This is a genomic window from Thalassolituus alkanivorans, assembly GCF_020447205.1.
Classification (GTDB): domain Bacteria; phylum Pseudomonadota; class Gammaproteobacteria; order Pseudomonadales; family Oceanobacteraceae; genus Venatoribacter; species Venatoribacter alkanivorans.
In genome coordinates this window covers 25,081-44,034 of the sequence record NZ_JAJAEL010000002.1, presented here as the reverse complement: position 1 = coordinate 44,034, position 18,954 = coordinate 25,081, and the positions used below count along the sequence as shown (strand labels likewise).

15 protein-coding genes are annotated in these 18,954 nt (G+C 52.6%); 12 read left to right on the top strand and 3 right to left on the bottom strand.

The window, feature by feature from the left end:
• Positions 1 to 525: 525 nt before the first annotated feature.
• The 5 genes from argS (at position 526) to LGT44_RS00635 (ending at position 6,018) form a co-directional block, all read left to right on the top strand.
• Positions 526 to 2,211 carry an arginine--tRNA ligase gene (argS, locus tag LGT44_RS00655; RefSeq protein WP_230330749.1) on the top strand — a complete coding sequence of 562 codons (1,686 nt, stop codon included), beginning with the start codon at positions 526 to 528 and terminating at the stop codon, positions 2,209 to 2,211.
• Between the two features lie 176 nt (positions 2,212 to 2,387).
• Complete coding sequence (locus LGT44_RS00650) at positions 2,388 to 2,924, top strand: SPOR domain-containing protein (protein ID WP_145470616.1); 537 nt, start codon at positions 2,388 to 2,390, stop codon at positions 2,922 to 2,924.
• 3 nt (positions 2,925 to 2,927) lie between these two features.
• Entirely contained in the window at positions 2,928 to 3,737 is an 810-nt protein-coding gene (locus tag LGT44_RS00645; protein ID WP_230330748.1) for a DUF817 domain-containing protein, read from the top strand.
• Positions 3,738 to 3,964: 227 nt separating this feature from the next.
• Positions 3,965 to 4,552 carry a hypothetical protein gene (locus LGT44_RS00640; RefSeq protein ID WP_230330747.1) on the top strand — a complete coding sequence of 196 codons (588 nt, stop codon included), beginning with the start codon at positions 3,965 to 3,967 and terminating at the stop codon, positions 4,550 to 4,552.
• A 371-nt stretch (positions 4,553 to 4,923) separates the two neighbouring features.
• Complete coding sequence (locus tag LGT44_RS00635) at positions 4,924 to 6,018, top strand: hypothetical protein (RefSeq protein ID WP_230330746.1); 1,095 nt, start codon at positions 4,924 to 4,926, stop codon at positions 6,016 to 6,018.
• A 125-nt stretch (positions 6,019 to 6,143) separates the two neighbouring features.
• Here LGT44_RS00635 and LGT44_RS00630 read toward each other — a convergent pair whose 3' ends face one another.
• A complete protein-coding gene (locus LGT44_RS00630; RefSeq protein ID WP_230330745.1) occupies positions 6,144 to 7,004 on the bottom strand; it encodes a sterol desaturase family protein in 861 nt (286 codons plus the stop codon).
• Positions 7,005 to 7,093: 89 nt separating this feature from the next.
• Here LGT44_RS00630 and LGT44_RS00625 point away from each other — a divergent pair, with 89 nt between their 5' ends.
• From LGT44_RS00625 to LGT44_RS00595, 7 genes are all read left to right on the top strand, one after another.
• On the top strand, positions 7,094 to 8,137 hold the full coding sequence (locus tag LGT44_RS00625) for an AraC family transcriptional regulator (RefSeq protein ID WP_230330744.1): 1,044 nt from the start codon (positions 7,094 to 7,096) through the stop codon (positions 8,135 to 8,137).
• A 6-nt stretch (positions 8,138 to 8,143) separates the two neighbouring features.
• Positions 8,144 to 10,129 carry a RecQ family ATP-dependent DNA helicase gene (locus LGT44_RS00620; protein WP_230330743.1) on the top strand — a complete coding sequence of 662 codons (1,986 nt, stop codon included), beginning with the start codon at positions 8,144 to 8,146 and terminating at the stop codon, positions 10,127 to 10,129.
• Between the two features lie 49 nt (positions 10,130 to 10,178).
• Positions 10,179 to 11,042 (top strand): alpha/beta fold hydrolase, encoded by an 864-nt coding sequence (locus tag LGT44_RS00615; protein ID WP_230330742.1) that lies wholly within the window; start codon positions 10,179 to 10,181, stop codon positions 11,040 to 11,042.
• Positions 11,043 to 11,330: 288 nt separating this feature from the next.
• Complete coding sequence (locus LGT44_RS00610) at positions 11,331 to 12,962, top strand: BCCT family transporter (protein WP_225692373.1); 1,632 nt, start codon at positions 11,331 to 11,333, stop codon at positions 12,960 to 12,962.
• 71 nt (positions 12,963 to 13,033) lie between these two features.
• The gene (locus LGT44_RS00605) at positions 13,034 to 14,914 is read left to right on the top strand and encodes a DUF294 nucleotidyltransferase-like domain-containing protein (protein ID WP_230330741.1); all 1,881 of its coding nucleotides are present in this window, start codon (positions 13,034 to 13,036) and stop codon (positions 14,912 to 14,914) included.
• A gap of 3 nt (positions 14,915 to 14,917) precedes the next feature.
• Complete coding sequence (locus LGT44_RS00600; protein WP_145470639.1) at positions 14,918 to 15,667, top strand: 3'-5' exonuclease; 750 nt, start codon at positions 14,918 to 14,920, stop codon at positions 15,665 to 15,667.
• 379 nt (positions 15,668 to 16,046) lie between these two features.
• A complete protein-coding gene (locus LGT44_RS00595) occupies positions 16,047 to 16,721 on the top strand; it encodes a DNA-3-methyladenine glycosylase I (RefSeq protein ID WP_230330740.1) in 675 nt (224 codons plus the stop codon).
• Positions 16,722 to 16,724: 3 nt separating this feature from the next.
• On the opposite strand, the gene LGT44_RS00590 is transcribed toward LGT44_RS00595, so the two are convergent.
• Entirely contained in the window at positions 16,725 to 17,498 is a 774-nt protein-coding gene (locus LGT44_RS00590; RefSeq protein WP_230330739.1) for a response regulator transcription factor, read from the bottom strand.
• Positions 17,498 to 18,859 (bottom strand): sensor histidine kinase, encoded by a 1,362-nt coding sequence (locus tag LGT44_RS00585; protein ID WP_230330738.1) that lies wholly within the window; start codon positions 18,857 to 18,859, stop codon positions 17,498 to 17,500. Before LGT44_RS00585 ends, LGT44_RS00590 begins: the two co-directional genes overlap by 1 nt.
• Positions 18,860 to 18,954: the final 95 nt, after the last annotated feature.

The window sequence follows — 18,954 nt, the reverse complement described above, 5'->3', positions numbered from 1 at the left end:
AGCGGAAGGTGCGAAAGCAGCTTCCGCTTTTTTATGCCTGTTGTTCAGGGTCCGTATCCACAACGATCAGCCTGCTGCGCCTGATGTGAATGTTATCCAGAGTTTCTGTGGATAAAATCGTGGAAAAGTTTGGGGTAAGGGGCTGCAGGGCACTTTATGCGGGCGTTGTTGTCAGATCGTGCGAATTTTAAACGCCTGTACGAATTCAGCCGCAGGCCACGGATAGCAGGCTCTGGCAAGGAAATTTTGTAATAAAAATCAGTAGGATGAGCGCTGCTGCTGTGTTATGGCGCGGCGTTTGCACAGGTGTTTACAAAAAATAAAATGTGGATAACTTTGTGGGTTAACTGCGGGAAAGTTGCGTATAAGCTGGGGCCAAACAGCATTTTTGCTGTAAAAACAGACATTTAAGGTTGCTTCTTAAATCTCCCCGGCGCCCTTCACCCAAACCGGCATTTTTGCGATAATCGCGCCCTTTTCTGAAAACATCTTCTGAACACAAATTAATCAGGCCAGATTTCCTCTATGAAACCGCAAATTGCTGAGCTTTTGTCCGCTGCCGTCGCCTCTCTTAAGGCCCAGGGAACCCTTCCCGCTGATCTCGAACCGCGCATCCAGATCGACAACACCCGCGACAAAGCCCACGGCGATCTGGCCACTAATCTGGCGATGATGCTGGCCAAGCCTGCCGATAAAAATCCGCGCGAACTGGCGCAGCTGCTGGTGGATGCCCTGCCGGCCAACACGCTGGTGGAAAAGGTCGAAATTGCCGGTCCGGGTTTTATTAACTTCTATCTGAGCGATGCCTCGACCGCCAGTCTGGTAAAAGCCGTGCTGGAGCAGAAAGAAGCCTACGGCCGCAACAACGATGGCGCCGGGCGCAAAGTGCAGGTGGAATTTGTGTCGGCCAACCCGACCGGACCGCTGCATATCGGCCACGGCCGTGGTGCTGCCGTTGGTGACTGTATCTGCCGTCTGCTCGATGCTTCCGGCTGGGATGTAACCCGCGAATTTTATTACAACGATGCCGGTGCGCAGATTAACAATCTGGCGCTGTCGGTACAGGCGCGCTGCAAAGGCCTGACCCCGGACGATGCCAGCTGGCCGGAAGACGGCTACCGTGGCGATTACATCGTCGAGCTGGCCAACAGCTATATGAACGGCGATACCGTTGAATCTGCCGACCAGAGCTTTACCGGAGCCAAAGACGCCGACGACCTCGAAGCCATCCGTCACTTTGCCGTGGCTTATCTGCGTCGCGAACAGGATCTGGATTTAAAAGCCTTTGCCGTCGATTTCGATGTGTATTTCCTTGAGTCTTCCCTGTACAGCGAAGGCAAAGTGGAAGCCGCCGTAAAAACCCTGATCGATAATGGCTACACCTACGAAGACGGCGGCGCACTGTGGCTGCGCACCACCGATTTCGGTGATGACAAAGACCGCGTAATGCGCAAAAAAGACGGCGGTTACACCTACTTTGTTCCGGACGTAGCCTACCACCTCGACAAATGGCAGCGTGGTTTTGAGCGCGTGGTGAACGAGCAGGGCGCCGACCACCACAGCACCATCACCCGTGTGCGCGCCGGTCTGCAGGCGCTGAATGCCGGCATTCCAAAAGGCTGGCCAGACTACGTGCTGCACCAGATGGTGACGGTTATGCGCGGCGGCGAAGAAGTGAAAATTTCCAAGCGTGCCGGCAGCTATGTGACCCTGCGTGATCTGATCGACGAAGTGGGCCGCGATGCGACCCGTTACTTCCTGGCCGCGCGTAAAGCCGACAGCCAGTTAACCTTCGATATCGACCTGGCGCGTTCACAGTCGTCCGATAACCCGGTTTACTACATCCAGTACGCCCATGCCCGTGTATGCTCTATTTTCCGTAAACTGGCGGAAGCGGGTCAGAGCTGGACGCTGGCCGAAGGTTTGGCGGCACTGCCAAAACTGGAACTGGAAAGCGAAAAAGACCTGATTGTAAAACTGGGCCGTTTCCCGGAAATCGTTAAAGTGGCTGCCAATAATCACGAGCCGCACAGCGTGGCGAATTACCTGCGCGATCTGGCCGGTGATTTCCACACCTACTACAACTCAGAAAAAACCCTGGTGGACGATGCCGATGTGCGTAACGCCCGTCTGGCACTGGCGGAAGCCGTGCGTCAGGTGATCAGCAATGGTTTGGGGTTATTAGGTGTTTCTGCGCCGCAGGAAATGTAACTGCTCTGGCTACCGTACTTGTTAATACGGCGTTGAAGTCGTGCTCGAAATGCTCACTTACGAATATGTAGGCTCCGCTTTCTCGCCCGACTTCGCCTTGTCTTAACGGCGTACGCTACACCAGAAATCAGCGCCTTTAATCAGTGTTAATGGGCACTACATAACAGGACAACGAAATGTCGGACAGCGCAAGTCGTATTCCCAAGTGGGTGTGGGTAACCACGCCAACACTGGCAGTCGCCTTTATCGGATTTATTCTGTATCTGGCGACTATTCCCGCCGGCGATGAACTGGAAGCCGTAAAAGGCGATGCCAAAAAAGCGCTGAAGCTGGGGGTGGAAAAAGCCAAAGAAGAAGCGGCAAAAGAAGTCGCCAAACCCAGCTATGAATTTTACCAGTTGCTGGAAAAACAGACCGTCGAAGTACCTAAAGTCGATGTGTATAAATCGACGCCCAAAGATGCCGAAGTCAGCTACACCTATCGTTTACAGGCCGGTTCTTTCCGCTCTGCTGACGATGCCGAGCGCCTGCGCGCCAGCCTGCTGCTCGAAGGCCTGAATGCCTACCGTCAGGAATCGACCGTTAATGGCAGCACCTGGCACCGTGTATTTGTCGGCCCCTTTACTGACCGCTCAAAGATGAACAAAGCACAGGACTTGCTGGTCAGCCGTAATATCAGTCCGTTAGCGCTGAAAGAACCGGTTAAGAAATAAACCGTGCACTATCATCGCGCCAGGGACTGGCTGCACGAATTCTGGTTATTTGGTCTGAAGCAGGCTTACGCCTGCCTGTTCGGCGGATTTCTTTTGCTGGTAATGATCGTTACCCGTTACTGGTATCCGCTCGAATTTCTGCATCGTTACGATTTTATCTTTCTCGCCGCTATCGCCTTTCAGCTGCTGTTACTGGCCTTTAAGCTGGAAACCCTGCGCGAAGCCTGGGTGATTGTTGTATTCCATCTGGTGGCCACCGTGATGGAATTATTCAAAACCTCAGACGCCATCGGCTCCTGGGTTTACCCCGAAGATTATGTATTTGGCATTGGCAATGTGCCGCTGTTTACCGGCTTTATGTACAGCGCCGTGGGCAGCTATATTGCCCGCGTATGGCGGATATTCGATTTCCGTTATTCGTATTACCCGCGCCGCCACTGGACCATTATTCTGGTGGTTCTGATTTACCTGAATTTCTTCAGTCATCATTTTATCTGGGATCTGCGCTGGCTGCTGCTGGGCGCAACCATCGTTTTATTTGCCCGCACCCATATTTATTTCCGTATGCACCGCGAGCACCGCCATATGCCGTTACTGGTTGGCTGGCTGCTGGTGGCCCTGTTCATCTGGCTGGCAGAAAATATCGCCACCTACACCAATATCTGGGTTTACCCCAATCAGCAGAATGGCTGGCAAATGGTACCGCTGGCCAAGCTGTCCTCCTGGTATTTACTGATGCTGCTGAGCTTTGTGCTGGTGTCGTTAATTAACAGGATTGAGATACCGACATCGAAGAGTATTTCCACAGATTAGGGTTGCCGTTACTTATTTACGATGCACGTCAGATCGGTAAATCATAGTGATTGTCGCAGCTGTTTTCTGCTGGCGAGCTTTTAGGTGTGCGATTTTATGTCCGTCTCGTTGCGATTAGCAGGCCTGGATATATTCTCAAAAGATTGCCCTGCTGACGTGATAGGGGGATCTGGTAAGTATCTTTGGCTGTGAATAGCTCTTAGGATTTAAGTATAGGGAAGGTATTTATGATCAGCATAAATAAAGATCAGGGATTCATTGATATAGACTCACCATTTGCCAAGAGTGTTCATCTCTGGGGTAAGGTATTCATCGGTATTGGGCTGGCATTCTTGCTGGCGAGTGTATTAGAACCGGTACTGTCTCCGGCGATGTGGGTGATGATTTTTATTGCGGTTGTAATTTTTCTTATACCGGGTTTTCTGATGTTACGTTACAGGCTTCATATTCTTATTGAGAAAGACCGTCTGGTGGAGCATAAGGTCCGTCTTTATAAAGAAAGCATCACTGAAATCCGTTTTGATGATGTGAATAAAATCTGTCTGATGTTCAGAATAGCAACCGCAACCAGTGCCGGTAACCAAACCACCTTTATGGTTTACCCAGTGTTGGTTCTGAATCGTCAGGGCATTGCCCGTTATGGCGACAATTATTATTCGCTGTCAGGTAATCTGGGCCTGGATGAATTTTCCAGCAGAAGGGAGTTCTTTGATGCCATGGATGATTTGTCTGAAATTACTGGTTTGCAAATAACGGCCAGCAAACTCTGTCCGGCTGAGGTGCTTGAGCGATTTGAAAGAGACGATTGGCGATAATATAAATCGCGTGATTAACGTTAACGTAGAATGATCTTCCACCACCAAAATACGCAGGCATTATGTAATAAAAAATCAGATAAGGCGCATAAATGGCGAAAACTTCAGAGAAATTAGCAGGACACCCACTCTAAAACGCTACACCCAAATGGCAGCAGGCGATGCTTGATGATAACGAAGATGCTTGCTGGCTACGGCCGATATACAGGCAGAATGCTGGATTAAGGCGCTCTCTGATAATGCATTTTCGCTAGTATAAGCAGTCCATCGCCGTATTGAGACTGAGGTAAAAACCTGATTACGTTGCTGTGTTCTCCGCTCCACATATCATGCTAGGGTGAGCATCCGGATAATCACTTAAGGGCTGGAATATGGATGTTCGTTCTTTGATCTCTCGTTTTATTACTCGCTTTGTTACCAACAGCGGGCTGGCGTTCTGTCTTGGTGCTGCTGTCTTAAGCCCTGCCAGTCTGGCGGATATTAATGCCGGTACAAACAGTGAAGACCGCTTCTGGATCAACCGCACCCACGATAATCTGGCCAAGTTTGATAACTATCGGGCGCAAACAGAGCAGACGCAAACAAAGCAGGCGCAGGCGGGCGCTGGTGCTGCGGTTATCAGTGATGTGCTGTTCAAAAAACCGGATGGCTTTTATCAGACGGTGCTGCAGCCGGATTCTCTCAGCGGTATTGAAGTCAGCCAGCATGCAGGGGTGATCACCCTGCATGATAAACCGAACCAGCGGGCATTCATCGTCAGAGGGCTTGAGGCTTATCAGGCGGGCGGTTCTCTGGAGACAATCAAAGACGTCTATCTGTTCAACAAAGAGCATTACGAGCAGACCTTTACGCCGTCTATTCACGTTGCTGACCGTCTGGCGGTTGGTATCGATTTTGTCGCCAGAGATGAAAGCGATGAAATCAGAAAGATAGAAGCCTTTGTCGATTATCATCACTCCCTGTTTATGCAGGCCCGGTTTATATTTAATAATGGTGTTGAATCGACCATCAGAAACAACAGCATCGAATTCAATAAAGAAGGCCTGACGCTGCCGGAGATTAACTTACCGCAGAATACTCAGGTAAGGGTTTTGGATTTAAGTAAGAAAGCCCTGTCGCAGAAAGAGCTGAGTAAAAAGACTGCTAACAACATTGTCTGGCCGGAGGATAAAAATAATACCTGGGGTTTCTCTCAGCGTAAGTTTTATCAGCAAAGCAATAGCAGTGCGGCTTATTACTATGGCGATAAATTCTTTCTGCTTGCTATTGCCACCCCAGAGGGAAGCCAGCCGGTAACCGTACCCGCCGTGCCGCTGACCATTGGCAATACACCGGTGCTGCTCAGCCAGTTTCCGCTCTTTGCGCATTTAGCCTTTGACCATAAGGGCACCAGTTACACATTAGTATCCAACGCTCATCCTGAAAGCCTGTTGTCTATGGTGAAAGGGATGACTTCGGCGCAATAGCCCGCGGAGTTATCCCGGCGTTGTTCAATACGCTGTAAGCCAGCGTATTGAACCCGGAGTCTTGAATAATTATCTTCAAGTCCTTCTCTTCAAGTCCTTCTCTTCAAGTCCTTCTCTTAAATGCCTTATTTTCGGCCGTAATGCTCTTCTACCCAGGATGGGTGCTTCCACAGAATGCGGATATCACGATAGTGCAGAATATCCCGCCACATGCTGACAAACTCGGCGATCACTAATCGAAACGGATTCAGACTGTTAGCCGGTCGGAAGTCGACGCCATAACGGATTTCGCCGGCATCTTTTTCATCGACAAAGGTGCCGAATAAACGATCCCAGATAATCAGCACACCGGCAAAATTAGTATCGATCTGTTTTGGGTTACTGCCATGATGCACGCGGTGGTGTGACGGTGTATTAAATACATATTCAAACCAGCGCGGCAGTTTGCGCACGACTTCGGTGTGGACAAAAAACTGGAAAAACAGGTTAAGTTCGAGAGCAATCACCGCCTGTTCAAGACTGAAACCAATTACTGCCGCAGGCAGCATGGCAATCAGCATAATACCGTTAAAGGACACAACCGGGGTCTGCCGCAGTGCGGTGGAAAAATTAAAACGCTCAGAGCTGTGGTGTACCCAGTGCCCGGCCCAGCCGTAGCGCACTTTGTGCATAAAGCGGTGCACCCAGTAGAAATTAAAATCGACCAGCACCATCAGCAGAATAAAATTCAGCAGCGGTGATGATGACTGCCACTGAAAGCCATAGCTCTGTACGGCCAGATAAATCACGGAACCAATAAAAATAATCGACAGCGCATCAAGCACTTTATAAATCAGGCCGGTGCCGATATTGGCCGCCGATTCTTTCAGGTCGTAGGCATCGGTTTTTCCCTGACGTATCAGCCAGGCGCGTTCGGCAAACATCACGGCAAAAAATACCGGGCCGGCCAGAACGATAAACACAAGGGCGTGTAAGAAGTCTTCCATCTTTTTCTCCGCTGGGTTTGACATGCTGGCCAATCTACCGGGAAACTGAAAAGCAAAATGACTTTCTCGTGCCAGGTTTTTAGCATTTCATGCCAACTCCACAGAATGCAGGTATTGTCCGTGTCACCGGCAGCTGGATCCGGCTGCTTACCGACTGGCTTGATCAGAACGGGCTGGATGCCCCGGCATTGCGCGCAGCGGTTGCAGCCTACGGGCCGACCGACAATGTGCCGATTAACGACTGGGCGCAGATGCTGGCAGCGGCTTTTGCCCTGCGTCCGCAGGATCAGGCCGCCTCGCTGGCGTTAGCACGCCTGGTGACGCTTCAGCATACCGGCGTATTGGGTTATCTCGCGGCGGCCTGCGACAATCTCGGTCAGGCGCTGCTGAGTTATCAGCGCTTTGAGCGTTTATTTTATGGTGCTTCGGTGGCGCAGATTCACAGCCGCAGCGTGGATAGCACTCAGTGTGTGGAAATCGCCTGGCAGCCGTTACCGGGGATGGCGCTGGTGGACGAAACAGCCATTGCCGCGCTGGTGCATATTACCCGGCAGAATCTGGTGCGTGATGTTGCCCTGCAGCAGGTGCACTTCAGTCATCGCTGTAACCCGCAGCAGCTGCAGGCGCTGGAAGATTTTTTTGCCTGTCCGGTGCTGATGGAAAGCGACCGCATCCGCCTGGTATTCAGTGTTGAGGTTCTGAGCCTGCCATTAATGCGCGGTGAGCCGGGGTTACGGCATCTTCTGGAAGAGCAGGCGCTGTCGATGTTGCGTGCGGTGCCGGAGCCGGATGAATTTCTGCGCCAGCTGCAGGCGGAAATGGTGCGTCTGCTGCCGGAAGGAGAAGCGACCATCGAATCGCTGGCGCCGCGCCTGTACTGTTCAGTAAGAACCTTACAGCGGCGGCTGGATGAAAAAAATCTGAGCTGGAAAGCGTTACTGGATCGTACCCGTGAACAATTAGCCTGCCAGTATCTGGCCGATAACAGCCTCAGTCTGCTGGAAGTGTCCATGCTGCTGGGCTACCGCAATCAGGGCACTTTTTCACGGGCTTTTAAACGCTGGCAAAACTGCAGCCCGCTGACTTACCGCAAACATCAAACGCATAAAAATGCGTCTGATTATAAGGATTAATTAACGATGACGAATATGAACTGGCAGGCCGCACTGCAGCACCACTTTGGCTTTGCAGCGTTGCGTCCCGGTCAGCAGCCGGTGGTTGAGGCGTTACTGGCCGGGCATTCGGCCGCGGCTATTTTTCCGACCGGCTCAGGTAAATCGCTCTGCTATCAGCTGCCGGCCTTATTACTGCCAAATTTAACGCTGGTTATTTCGCCTCTGCTGGCATTAATGCAGGATCAGGTGCAGTTTTTACGCAGTAAGGGTATTGCCGCAGCGACCATTGATTCTACCCAGAGCCGCGACGAAGCACAGGAAGTGATGAACGGCGTGCGCAGCGGCAGCATTAAAATTTTAATGGTGTCGGTTGAGCGCCTTAAAAATGAACGCTTCCGCCAGTTTATTCAGCAGATTCCCATCTCGTTGCTGGTGGTCGATGAGGCGCACTGTATTTCTGAGTGGGGGCATAATTTCCGCCCGGATTATTTAAAACTACCCGATTACTGCCGTGAATTTGCTATTCCACAGGTGTTGCTGTTAACGGCTACGGCAACCACCGCAGTGATTGCCGATATGCAAAAGCATTTTGCTATTAAACCTGAGCATGTGGTCTGCACCGGCTTTTACCGGCCTAATTTACGCTTGCTGGCCCAACCGACGGCAGAGCATGAGCGCGTTACCAAATGCGCCACCTGGCTGAATTATCTGGCGAAAAAGAGTGCGGAAAAACACGAGGATTTTGCCGCGGTTATTTATGTCACCCTGCAGAATACCGCCGAGGAAGTCGCCGCCGCCTTGAACGCTCAGTTGCCTTTTACCGTTGAAGCCTATCATGCCGGTATTGGTCACGAAGAACGTGATGCCATTCAGCAGCGCTTTATGCGCGGCAACACGCCGGTGATTGTTGCCACCATTGCCTTTGGTATGGGTGTGGATAAAAGCAATATCCGCCAGGTGATTCATTACGACCTGCCCAAATCCATCGAAAATTACAGTCAGGAAATCGGCCGTGCCGGACGCGACGGCAAAGCCTCAGACTGCATCATGCTCGGTGATGAATCGGGCCTGACGGTGCTGGAAAACTTTGTCTACGGTGATACGCCGGAGCTGAGCAGTATTCAGCAGGTGCTGCAGACGATCAGTACACAAACCCAGAATGGTCAGTGGGAAGTGCTGATGACACCGCTGTCGGCGGCCAGCAATATCCGTTTATTACCGTTAAAAACCCTACTGGTTAATCTGGAAATGCGTGGCGTATTAACCTCGCAATACAGCTATTTTGCCGAATATAAATACCGCCTTAACAGTAACGAAGAAGAATTACTGGCGCATTTTCAGCCGGAGCCGCAGCAGTTTCTGCGTACGGTATTCAACAGCAGCGATAAAGGCCGCAGCTGGTACACACTGAATATTCCGGCACTGGAGCAAGCTCAGACTCAGACAGGCAGCGATGTACCACCACGGCTGCGCGCACTGCGGGCGCTGGAATACTGTCAGGAAAAAGGCTGGCTGCAGCTGGAAAGCAAACAGATGACTGATGTTTACCGGGTAAATACCGCATTATTGCAGCCGGCATTGGCCAATGATTTATATCAGCATTTTGCCGCCAAACAGCAGAGCGAAATTCAGCGTATACAGCATATGCTGGAGCTGTTCCGTCAGCCGCGTTGTATCAGCCGTACGCTGGCCGGTTATTTCAGCGATAACCTGAGTGAAGATTGCGGTCGCTGCTCGGTATGTCGTGGTGAACATCAGCCGTGGCCGGTACGTAATACGCAGGGCAATTTCAGCGGGCTGGATGCGCGTGCGCTCTGTGCTCCGGTGCAGCAGGCTATTCAGGCGCAATTCGGCCAGTCGGCCTCCATCGAGCTGTTAACCCGCTATTTATGTGGTATTTATGTGCCCTGGCTGAGCAAGATAAAAGCCCGCTCGCTGGGAGCCATGGGCAGGCTCGAACAACAGCCCTACGCCCAGGTACAGCAGTGGTTAACACAAAACCTGAGCTGACACAGACAGCGCTTGCGGTATTTGCCGCTATTTCAGGCAGGGAGAGATTATGAGCATTCTGCACAGCCAACACCGGCTGGACATTCAGACCCCGGAAGGGACGCGCAGCATGGCCTATATGCAGTGGCATAACAGCCTGCACGAACAACAGCCCTTGCTGCTCTGTGTTCATGGCCTGACCCGTAACAGCCGCGACTTCGATTCGCTGGCAGAAAAACTGGCTGAACATTACCGCGTAATCTGCCCCGATGTATTAGGGCGTGGTGACAGCGACTGGCTGCAACAGCCGGCGCTGTACGGTTATCCGCTGTATATCGCACAGATGCAGCAATTGCTGGCGCATCTGTTCAGCGAGTTTGCTGTCAGCCGTTGTGACTGGGTAGGCACCTCGATGGGCGGACTGATCGGCATGATGCTGGCTGCCGCTCCCGGCGACACCATCGGCAAGCTGGTGCTGAATGATGTCGGGCCTTTTATTCCTTACAGTGCGCTGGCACGGCTGGGGCAGTATGTGGGCAAAGCGCCGCATTTTGCTCACGTCGGCGAAGCTGAACAGTATTTACGTCAGGTAGCACAGCCTTTCGGCCCGCTGACCGATGAGCAATGGGCGCATCTGGCGCTGCATGGCACTGAGAGCTGTGACGATGGATTATGCCTGCGTTACGACCCGGCCATTGCCGATGGCTTTGCCGCGGTGACCGGGGATGTCGATTTATCGGCAGTCTGGAGTGCGGTGCACTGCCCGGTGCTGGTGATCCGTGGTGCCGAATCCGATTTACTGCTGGCCGAAACGGCGCGCAGCATGCTGCAGCATAACGATACCCAGCTGGTTGAGTTTCCCGGAATCGGTCATGCACCGATGCTGATGGCGCGTGATCAGATCACCGCCGTGCAGAATTTTCTGACGCGCTGAGGTTGCCTTCCTGACTGTCTGCTGTTGCTCTCTCTCCCGTATTTGTTAGCCCTCACTTCGGCTGGAATGGCCGTGGTTATTGAAAGTTCAGGGGCGTTTTTTGCCCAACACCGTCCTTTTTGCTAGGCTGTTCAGGCCATTTTCTGTATCAGACTGATGCCCTGGCAGGCATTTCTTCCCGGTGAAGCAGTCTGGTATGCACTTGCCCGATCCTGTATCGGCGCCTGAAATCCGAGCCTGCGCGTAAGCAATAAGCAGGTCTGAATAAACCACGGGAGGCTGGCCGCAATGGCTGAAAAAAATGATCCTATGATCCCCGATGGCGATGTGAATCCGATCGACACTGATTATCAGGTCGGTCAGGACAACATCATTGTCAATGTTGGCCCTTTTGGGCTCGATATCCACAACCGCGTGTTTGCGGTGTCGGGTCTGGCAGTTATCGCTTTTGTGCTGCTGACTCTGCTGTTTCACAATCAGGTTGAACCACTGTTCGGCAGCATCCGCAGCTGGCTGACCACCAACCTTAGCTGGTTCTTCCTCAGTGCCGGTAATATTTTTGTGATTGTCTGTCTTGGTTTGATTGTTTCGCCTCTGGGGCGCATTCGCTTAGGCGGCACCGAAGCCACCCCCGATTACAGCTATACCGCCTGGTTCTCCATGCTGTTTGCCGCTGGTATGGGGATTGGCCTGATGTTCTACGGCGTATCTGAGCCGCTTTCACACTTCGGCAGTTCCTTTGCCGGTATCAGCACCGAAAATGGCGTACGCACCGACTGGGCTCCGCTGGGAGCTGCGGCGGGTGACGCCGAAGCGGCGGCCCGTCTCGGTATGGCGGCAACCATTTATCACTGGGCACTTCACCCCTGGGCTATTTACGCAATTATGGCGCTGGGGCTGGCGTTATTTTCGTTCAATAAAGGTTTACCACTGACCATCCGCTCGGTGTTTTACCCGGTGCTGGGTGAGCGCGTGTGGGGCTGGCCGGGGCATATCATTGATATTATCGCCGTGCTGGCGACATTGTTTGGTCTGGCCACATCGCTGGGTCTGGGTGCTTCTCAGGCAGCCTCCGGTCTGCATTATTTATTTGGCCTGCCGGAAGGCAATACCACGCAGGTTGTACTGGTGATTGGTATTACCGCTATTGCCATGATGTCGGTGGTTGCCGGTCTGGACGCCGGGGTTAAGCGTCTGTCTGAAATCAATATGATACTGGCCATTCTGTTGCTGCTGTTTGTCATTATCGTTGGCCCGACACTGGCGATTGTGACCGGCTTTTTTGACAATATGCTGGCCTATTTCCAGAACCTGCCGGCGCTTTCCAATCCGGTTGGGCGGGAGGATGCGAATTTCACCTCCGGCTGGACAGCCTTTTACTGGGCCTGGTGGATTTCCTGGTCGCCATTTGTCGGTATGTTTATCGCCCGTGTTTCCCGTGGCCGTTCGGTGCGTGAATTTATGGTGTCGGTATTGCTGGTGCCATCGGCCGCCTGTGTTTTATGGATGACGGTATTTGGCGGCACCGCAATTGAACAGTACGTTCAGGACGGCTACAAAACCGCCGCAGAATCGGCACTGCCGCTGCAGTTATTTGCCATGCTGGATGCATTGCCGTTAGCGCAGATCACGTCCTTTATCGGTATTATTCTGGTAATCGTGTTTTTTGTTACCTCATCGGATTCCGGCTCACTGGTTATTGATGTGATTTCTGCCGGTGGCAAGGTCGATGCGCCAACCCCGCAACGGGTATTCTGGTGTACCTTTGAAGGGCTGGTGGCCATTGCCCTGATTCTCGGCGGTGGGCTGGTGGCTTTGCAGGCGATGGCGGTGTCGAGCGGATTACCCTTTACCATCGTTTTACTGGTAGCGACCTTTTCCATTATTAAAGGTTTGTCTTCTGAGCCTAAACCGGCTTAAAGCGGCCTGAAACGGCTATAAGTAACAACAGCACAGGGTTTCCTGTGCTGTTGTTTTTTTACGGAATTGCCATGCAAGCAGAACATATCGAAATTGTTGATTTCCTGCGTCAGCACCAGCCCTTTACCGGCCTGAGTGATGAGGTTTTGCAGCAGGTCGCTGTACAGATCAGCATTGCCTATTTCAAAGCCGGACAGCAGATTCTGGAATTCGGCGCCGAAATTAATGACTGGTATGTGATCCGCAGTGGCGCCGTCGAAGTGTTCCGGCGTAATGGCGAACTTTATAACCGCTTAAGCGAAGGCGGCTTTTTTGCCGAGTTCGGTTTGCTGCGTAATAAGCGTGTGCGCTTTCCGGTTTATGCGCTGGAAGACACGCTGGTGTATATGATTCCGGAGCCTTTATTTACCGAATTATTTGATAATAACGAAGAATTTGCTGATCAGGTTGAGGTGGAGGACCGCACGCGTCTGCGTCAGGCTGTTGCCCGGCGCGAAGACGCCAACGAGCTGATGACAGCCCGTATCGAAACCCTGGTCAGCCGCGAACCGGTACTCTTACCGGCCGCTGCGACGGCGCGTGATGCGGCTATCCGTATGACCGAAGAAGGTGTTTCTTCGTTATTGGTGGTGACCACCTCGGATGATCAGCCGATGGCGGCGTCACGTCTGGTGGGCATTGTGACTGACCGCGATATCCGCGACCGGCTGGTGACGCCGGGGTTGCCATTCGATACGCCGGTAACCGATATCATGACCGCCGAATTAACCAAGGTAGAGCACAATCAGTTTGTGTTCGAAGCCATTTTATTAATGCTGCGTTATAACGTGCATCACCTGCCGGTCATTAAACAGGGCTTACCGCTGGGGGTTATCGCGCTGGCGGATGTTATCCGTTATGAATCGCAGAACAGTCTGTTTGTGGTGCGCAGTATTTTTAATGCACAAACGGTGGAAGAGCTGACGGCACTGGCCAGCGATGTACGCGCCTGCTTCAGCCGACTGGTGGCTGAGGACGCTAATTCACGCATGATTGGCGGCTCCATGGCGGTGATTGGCCGCAGCTTTAAACAGCGCCTGCTGGAAATGGCGGAAGAAAAATTCGGCCCGCCACCGGTGCCTTATTGTTTTCTGGCGCTGGGTTCCATGGCACGGGAAGAGCAGTTAATTGTTACCGATCAGGATAATGCCCTGATTCTGGATAACCGCTTTGATCCGCAATTACACGATGAATATTTTTCCAATCTCGCGACCTTTGTGTGTGATGGTCTGGCGGCTTGTGGTTATACCTATTGCAAAGGTAAGGTGATGGCAACCAACCGCCAGTGGCGCCAGCCATTAAAAGTGTGGGAACAATATTTCAGCGAATGGATTGAACGCCCCTCACCGGAATTCCTGCTTAACAGCGCCATCTTTTTTGATCTTGAAGGGGTATGGGGCGAAACCCAATGGAGCGACATGCTGAACGACCTTATCCGGCGTAAGGCACGCAGTAATTCGCGCTTTCTTGCCTGTATGGCACGCGCTGCATTAATGCGCACGCCGCCACTGGGATTTTTTAAAGGCTTTGTGATGGAGACCGATGGTAAGCATACCAATTCCATCAATATGAAAAGACGTGGCACGGCGCCGCTGGCCGATCTGATCCGTGTGCATGCGCTGGCGGTTGGCTCTGCTGCGCATAATTCGTTTGAACGCCTGGAAGATATCATCGAAGCCGGTATTTTACCGCCGGGTAATGGCCCGGATTTGCGCGACGCGCTGGAATTAATTGCCATGGTGCGCATCCGGCATCAGGCGCTGGATCTGCAATCGGGAACCGAGCCGGATAATAATATCGAGCCGGAAAATCTGTCGGATTTTGAGCGTAAAAACCTGAAAGACGCTTTCCAGATTCTCAGCAATGCGCAGAAGTTTCTGAAGTTTCGGTATCAGCCCGGACGGGCGGTATAAGCCGTGTTTTATCTGCCCCGCAGTCAGTTGCAGAATGAATCCAGTCTCAGCGGAGAAGATTTGTCGGCGGTCGACTGGCCGGCCCGTTTCCGCGAACTGGCCGCCAGTGCCCGTCACCCGGCCCTGCAGCAGTATTACCAGGCCGGCGTACCGGCCGGCAGCACGGCCATTGCCGATGTGCCTATGGTGGCCATGGACTTTGAAACCACCGGTCTTGATCCGCAGCAGGGCGGTATTGTCAGCATCGGGCTGGTGCCCATGACACTGGCACGGATCTCCTGCGCCGGTGCTGTGCACTGGATTGTGCGGCCGCGGGCACGTTTATCCAGTGAATCCATCGTGGTGCACGGTATTACTCACAGCGATATTGCCGCGGCTCCGGATCTCAGCAAGGTGCTGGACGACCTGCTGGCCCAGCTGGCCGGGCGCGTGGTGGTGGCGCATCACCGCAGTATCGAGCGGCGTTTTCTCAGCAATGCACTGCAGGCAAGGATTGGTGAAAGCATCGAATTTCCGGTGATTGATACCATGGCTCTGGCATACCGCGTGCGCCGTGAGCCGGGGTTCTGGCAGCGTTTGCGTGGCCGCAAACCCGACTCGGTACGGTTGGCCGATTGCCGCCGCCGTTACCATCTGCCGTTTTACCGCCCGCATCATGCGCAGACCGATGCCCTCGCCTGTGCTGAACTGTTACAGGCGCAGATCGCACATCACTTCAGCCCCCAGACAGTATTAAGTGATTTATGGTGCTGAATGGCTGTGCCGGGCGTGTAATGAGCCGTTTCCGTGGCCGGATTACAAAACAGCACAGAATGGTTACGAAAATTCCGGCAATAAACAGAACGTCCGTTCATAGCTGATCTAGAATAATGGTCATAGACGGCCAATTGAGATTATTGTCGTGGACGATACTGAAACCTTTGAGCATGAGCTCAGCGAACATGAAATGCTGCATATCCATATGTGGGCAACCCTGGTCAGCTCGGTATTACTGTTTGCTATTGCCTACCTGAGCATGTGAATTCCTCCTGCATCTGCTTCAGCCCGCCACTGTGCGGGCTTTTTTGTGCGCGCACGGTGGCGGATGCTGGTAGTCTGAACGGGTTTTCTGACCGCAGTTACGAGGGGTGCTATGTCTTTCCGCCATTTCAGTGAAATCGAACAACGTGCGCTGTCGCGCCATTCTGAAGCCAGTGTCAAAGCGCGCCTGACGAAGCCCAAAAGCACGGCAGAGCTGTTGCAGATTCCGGCGCCACAGTGGTTGTCGGAAGCCTCGCGCGCGGTGTTTCAGTCAGGTTTCCGCTGGCAGGTGGTGGACGATAAATGGCCGCGCTTTGAACAGGTATTCGGCGGATTTAATCTCGCCTACTGCCGTCAGTTATCGGACGAGCAGCTCGAAGCCATGATGAAGGAAGACGGGCTGATCAAACACTGGAGCAAGACCCGTTCTATTCAGAGTAACGCCGATTATCTGGCCGGACTGGAAGCACAGTACGGCTCGGTTGCCGCATTCTTTGCCGCCTGGCAGCCGGAAGATATCTGCGCCAATATCGCCACCCTGCAAAAATCCGGTGCCCGTCTTGGTGGCAAAACCGGACAGCTGTGGCTGCGGCGTATGGGGGTGGATATGCCGATCTATTCCAACGATGTATTGGCCGCACTGAAGCTTGAAGGTGTTACCAACAGCATGCCGGGTTCTGCCAAAGCGCGGGCGACAGTGCAGCAGGCGTTTGATCAGTGGCGTGCCGACAGTGGGCGCTCGCTGAATGAAATCAGCCAGCTGCTGGCACTGTCGGTTGCCGGCTGAGGCCTACATGGCCTCCACCTCTTCGGCCAGTGCAGAGCTGCCGATAATCTCAATCGCGCCGTTAAAGGAATAGCCGATACTGTGCACGGTTTTAATCGGCATTTCCTGGCCATCAGCTTTGCAGCGACGACGCAGGCGCGACACCATCACATCCAGACTGCGGGTTTCCGGTGCATATTGTTTAAAACCGAGGGCGGCATAAAGTTCTTTGCGTGAGATTGCTGTCCCCGGCGTTTTGGCCAGCTTCAGCAATAATTTTAATTCCGACAAATTCAGATTCTGCGTGGTTTTCTGCGGCATAATAATTTGCCATTCCGGCAGGTTCAGTAGCCAGACCTGTTCACCGGCCGGGATTGTCAGCGGAGCCTCCTGGTGCAGAACCGGAACCTCTGGCGGCAGCTGAATACTCTGTTGTTGTCTGCCGGCCAGGTTCCTGATAATTAACAGCAATTCGCGGCTGTCGACCGGTTTGGGCAGGTAATAATCGACACCAGAGCTCAGACCTTGCAGACGATCTTCCAGCGCGCCGTAAGCGGTCAGCATAATAATTTTACTGCTGTTCTTTTGTTTCAGGCGCCGGGCAGCTTCAAAGCCATTCTCTCCGGGCAGGTTTACGTCCAGTACGATGACATCAGGCTGATAACTCTGCAGTACATAGTCCATCGCTTCGGCAGAATCTGCCTGGCACACATCCATGCCCTGACTGGCCAGAATCATGGCGATCGGTGCACGGAAGTCGTCTTCATCATCCACAAGCAATACGCGGATGTCGCTCATTATGTGTTCTCCTTTAACGGCAGGCTGATGCGGAAACGGGTGCTGTCCCCGTCGATCAGCCTTGCTTTTCCATGATGTTGTCCGGCGATAACGCGCACAAAATACAATCCTAAACCGGTACCGGGAGTGCGCTTGTCGGCGTTAATGCGGAAGTATTTTTCAAATATTTTTTCACGGGCTTCTGCAGCAATGCCCGGGCCGTCATCGGCGACATCGATATGTACGGCGTGAGCATCCAGGTACCAGGAAAATTCAATATTTCTGCGGTCGGTTGAATGCTTGATCGCGTTATTGATAAGGTTAGAAAAAAGAATAAATAACAGATCACGGTCACCCTGTACGACGATCGGCGATCTGTTATCACCGTGCAGCTGCACGTCATATTCATCGGCAACTTCCTGCAACACACAGGTCAGGTTGACGTCACTGAAGGTTTCCTGGCTGTCGGTCAGAAGATTCTGTACACGGTCGTTGTTCAGACAACCATTAACCAGCGTGGTAAGGCGTAAATTGGCACGATTGATCCGTTCCACCGAGGTATCAATATCATTGTTCTGATGATCAGAGAGCAGGGTTATAGCGTCGGTATTGGCGCGGATAATGGCCAGTGGTGTGCGGAATTCGTGTGACAGCATAGTGACAAAAGCCCGCTGTTCCTGCAGAGCCCGCTCGGCAACCTGGTGTGCTTTCTGCTCATCATTAAGCTTTTGTTTCAGTGATTCCCGCAGTCTCTCTGACGTCATCATGATGATGGAAAACGCATAAATAAATGCCAGGATAATGCCCCAGATAAAAATCAGGGAATCGTCGCTTTTATCGAGAAAATGAATATCACCGGGCGGGTACTTCAGTGTCACAACAATGCGGATCAGGCTGCAGACTGACGCTCCGGCAAAGGCAATGGCGACACCGCGGCGGGCTGGTAGTTGCTGCTGTCGTTCACGGTAGAGAACAAGTGCAATCAGAAAACACAGCGAGCCAATACCAATCGCGCTGGCGATTACCCGCATGCCGAGATATTCATTGCCGGGAAAAAATAAGAAAACCGGAGCAAGAGCAATAATAATGATTGCAGGCAAGCGCCACTCGGTCGTCTTACCGCAAAAAATACGCATCGTCTGATACAGCAATGCGTATGACAGCAGTAATAATATATTCGACGCAAAGATGGATAAAACATCGGCAATCTGACCACGAAGCAGAATCAGTATGGTGGCCAGCGACTGGCATGCAGCACCAAATACAGCAGGGCGTAAGCCGCGCTCTTCCGGCAGCAGGCGCCAGAATAAAAACAGGGTGATGGCACTGACCAGGGTGGTGATTGCCATTACGGCAACCAGGGTGCGGATATCGAATAACATGGGGTAACCTTTGCCTCAGCTCTGGCAGAAGTTCCAGCGCCAAAGACAATATTTTTCAACTCGTTACATTTGAGGATTGCCGGACAGTGCACTGC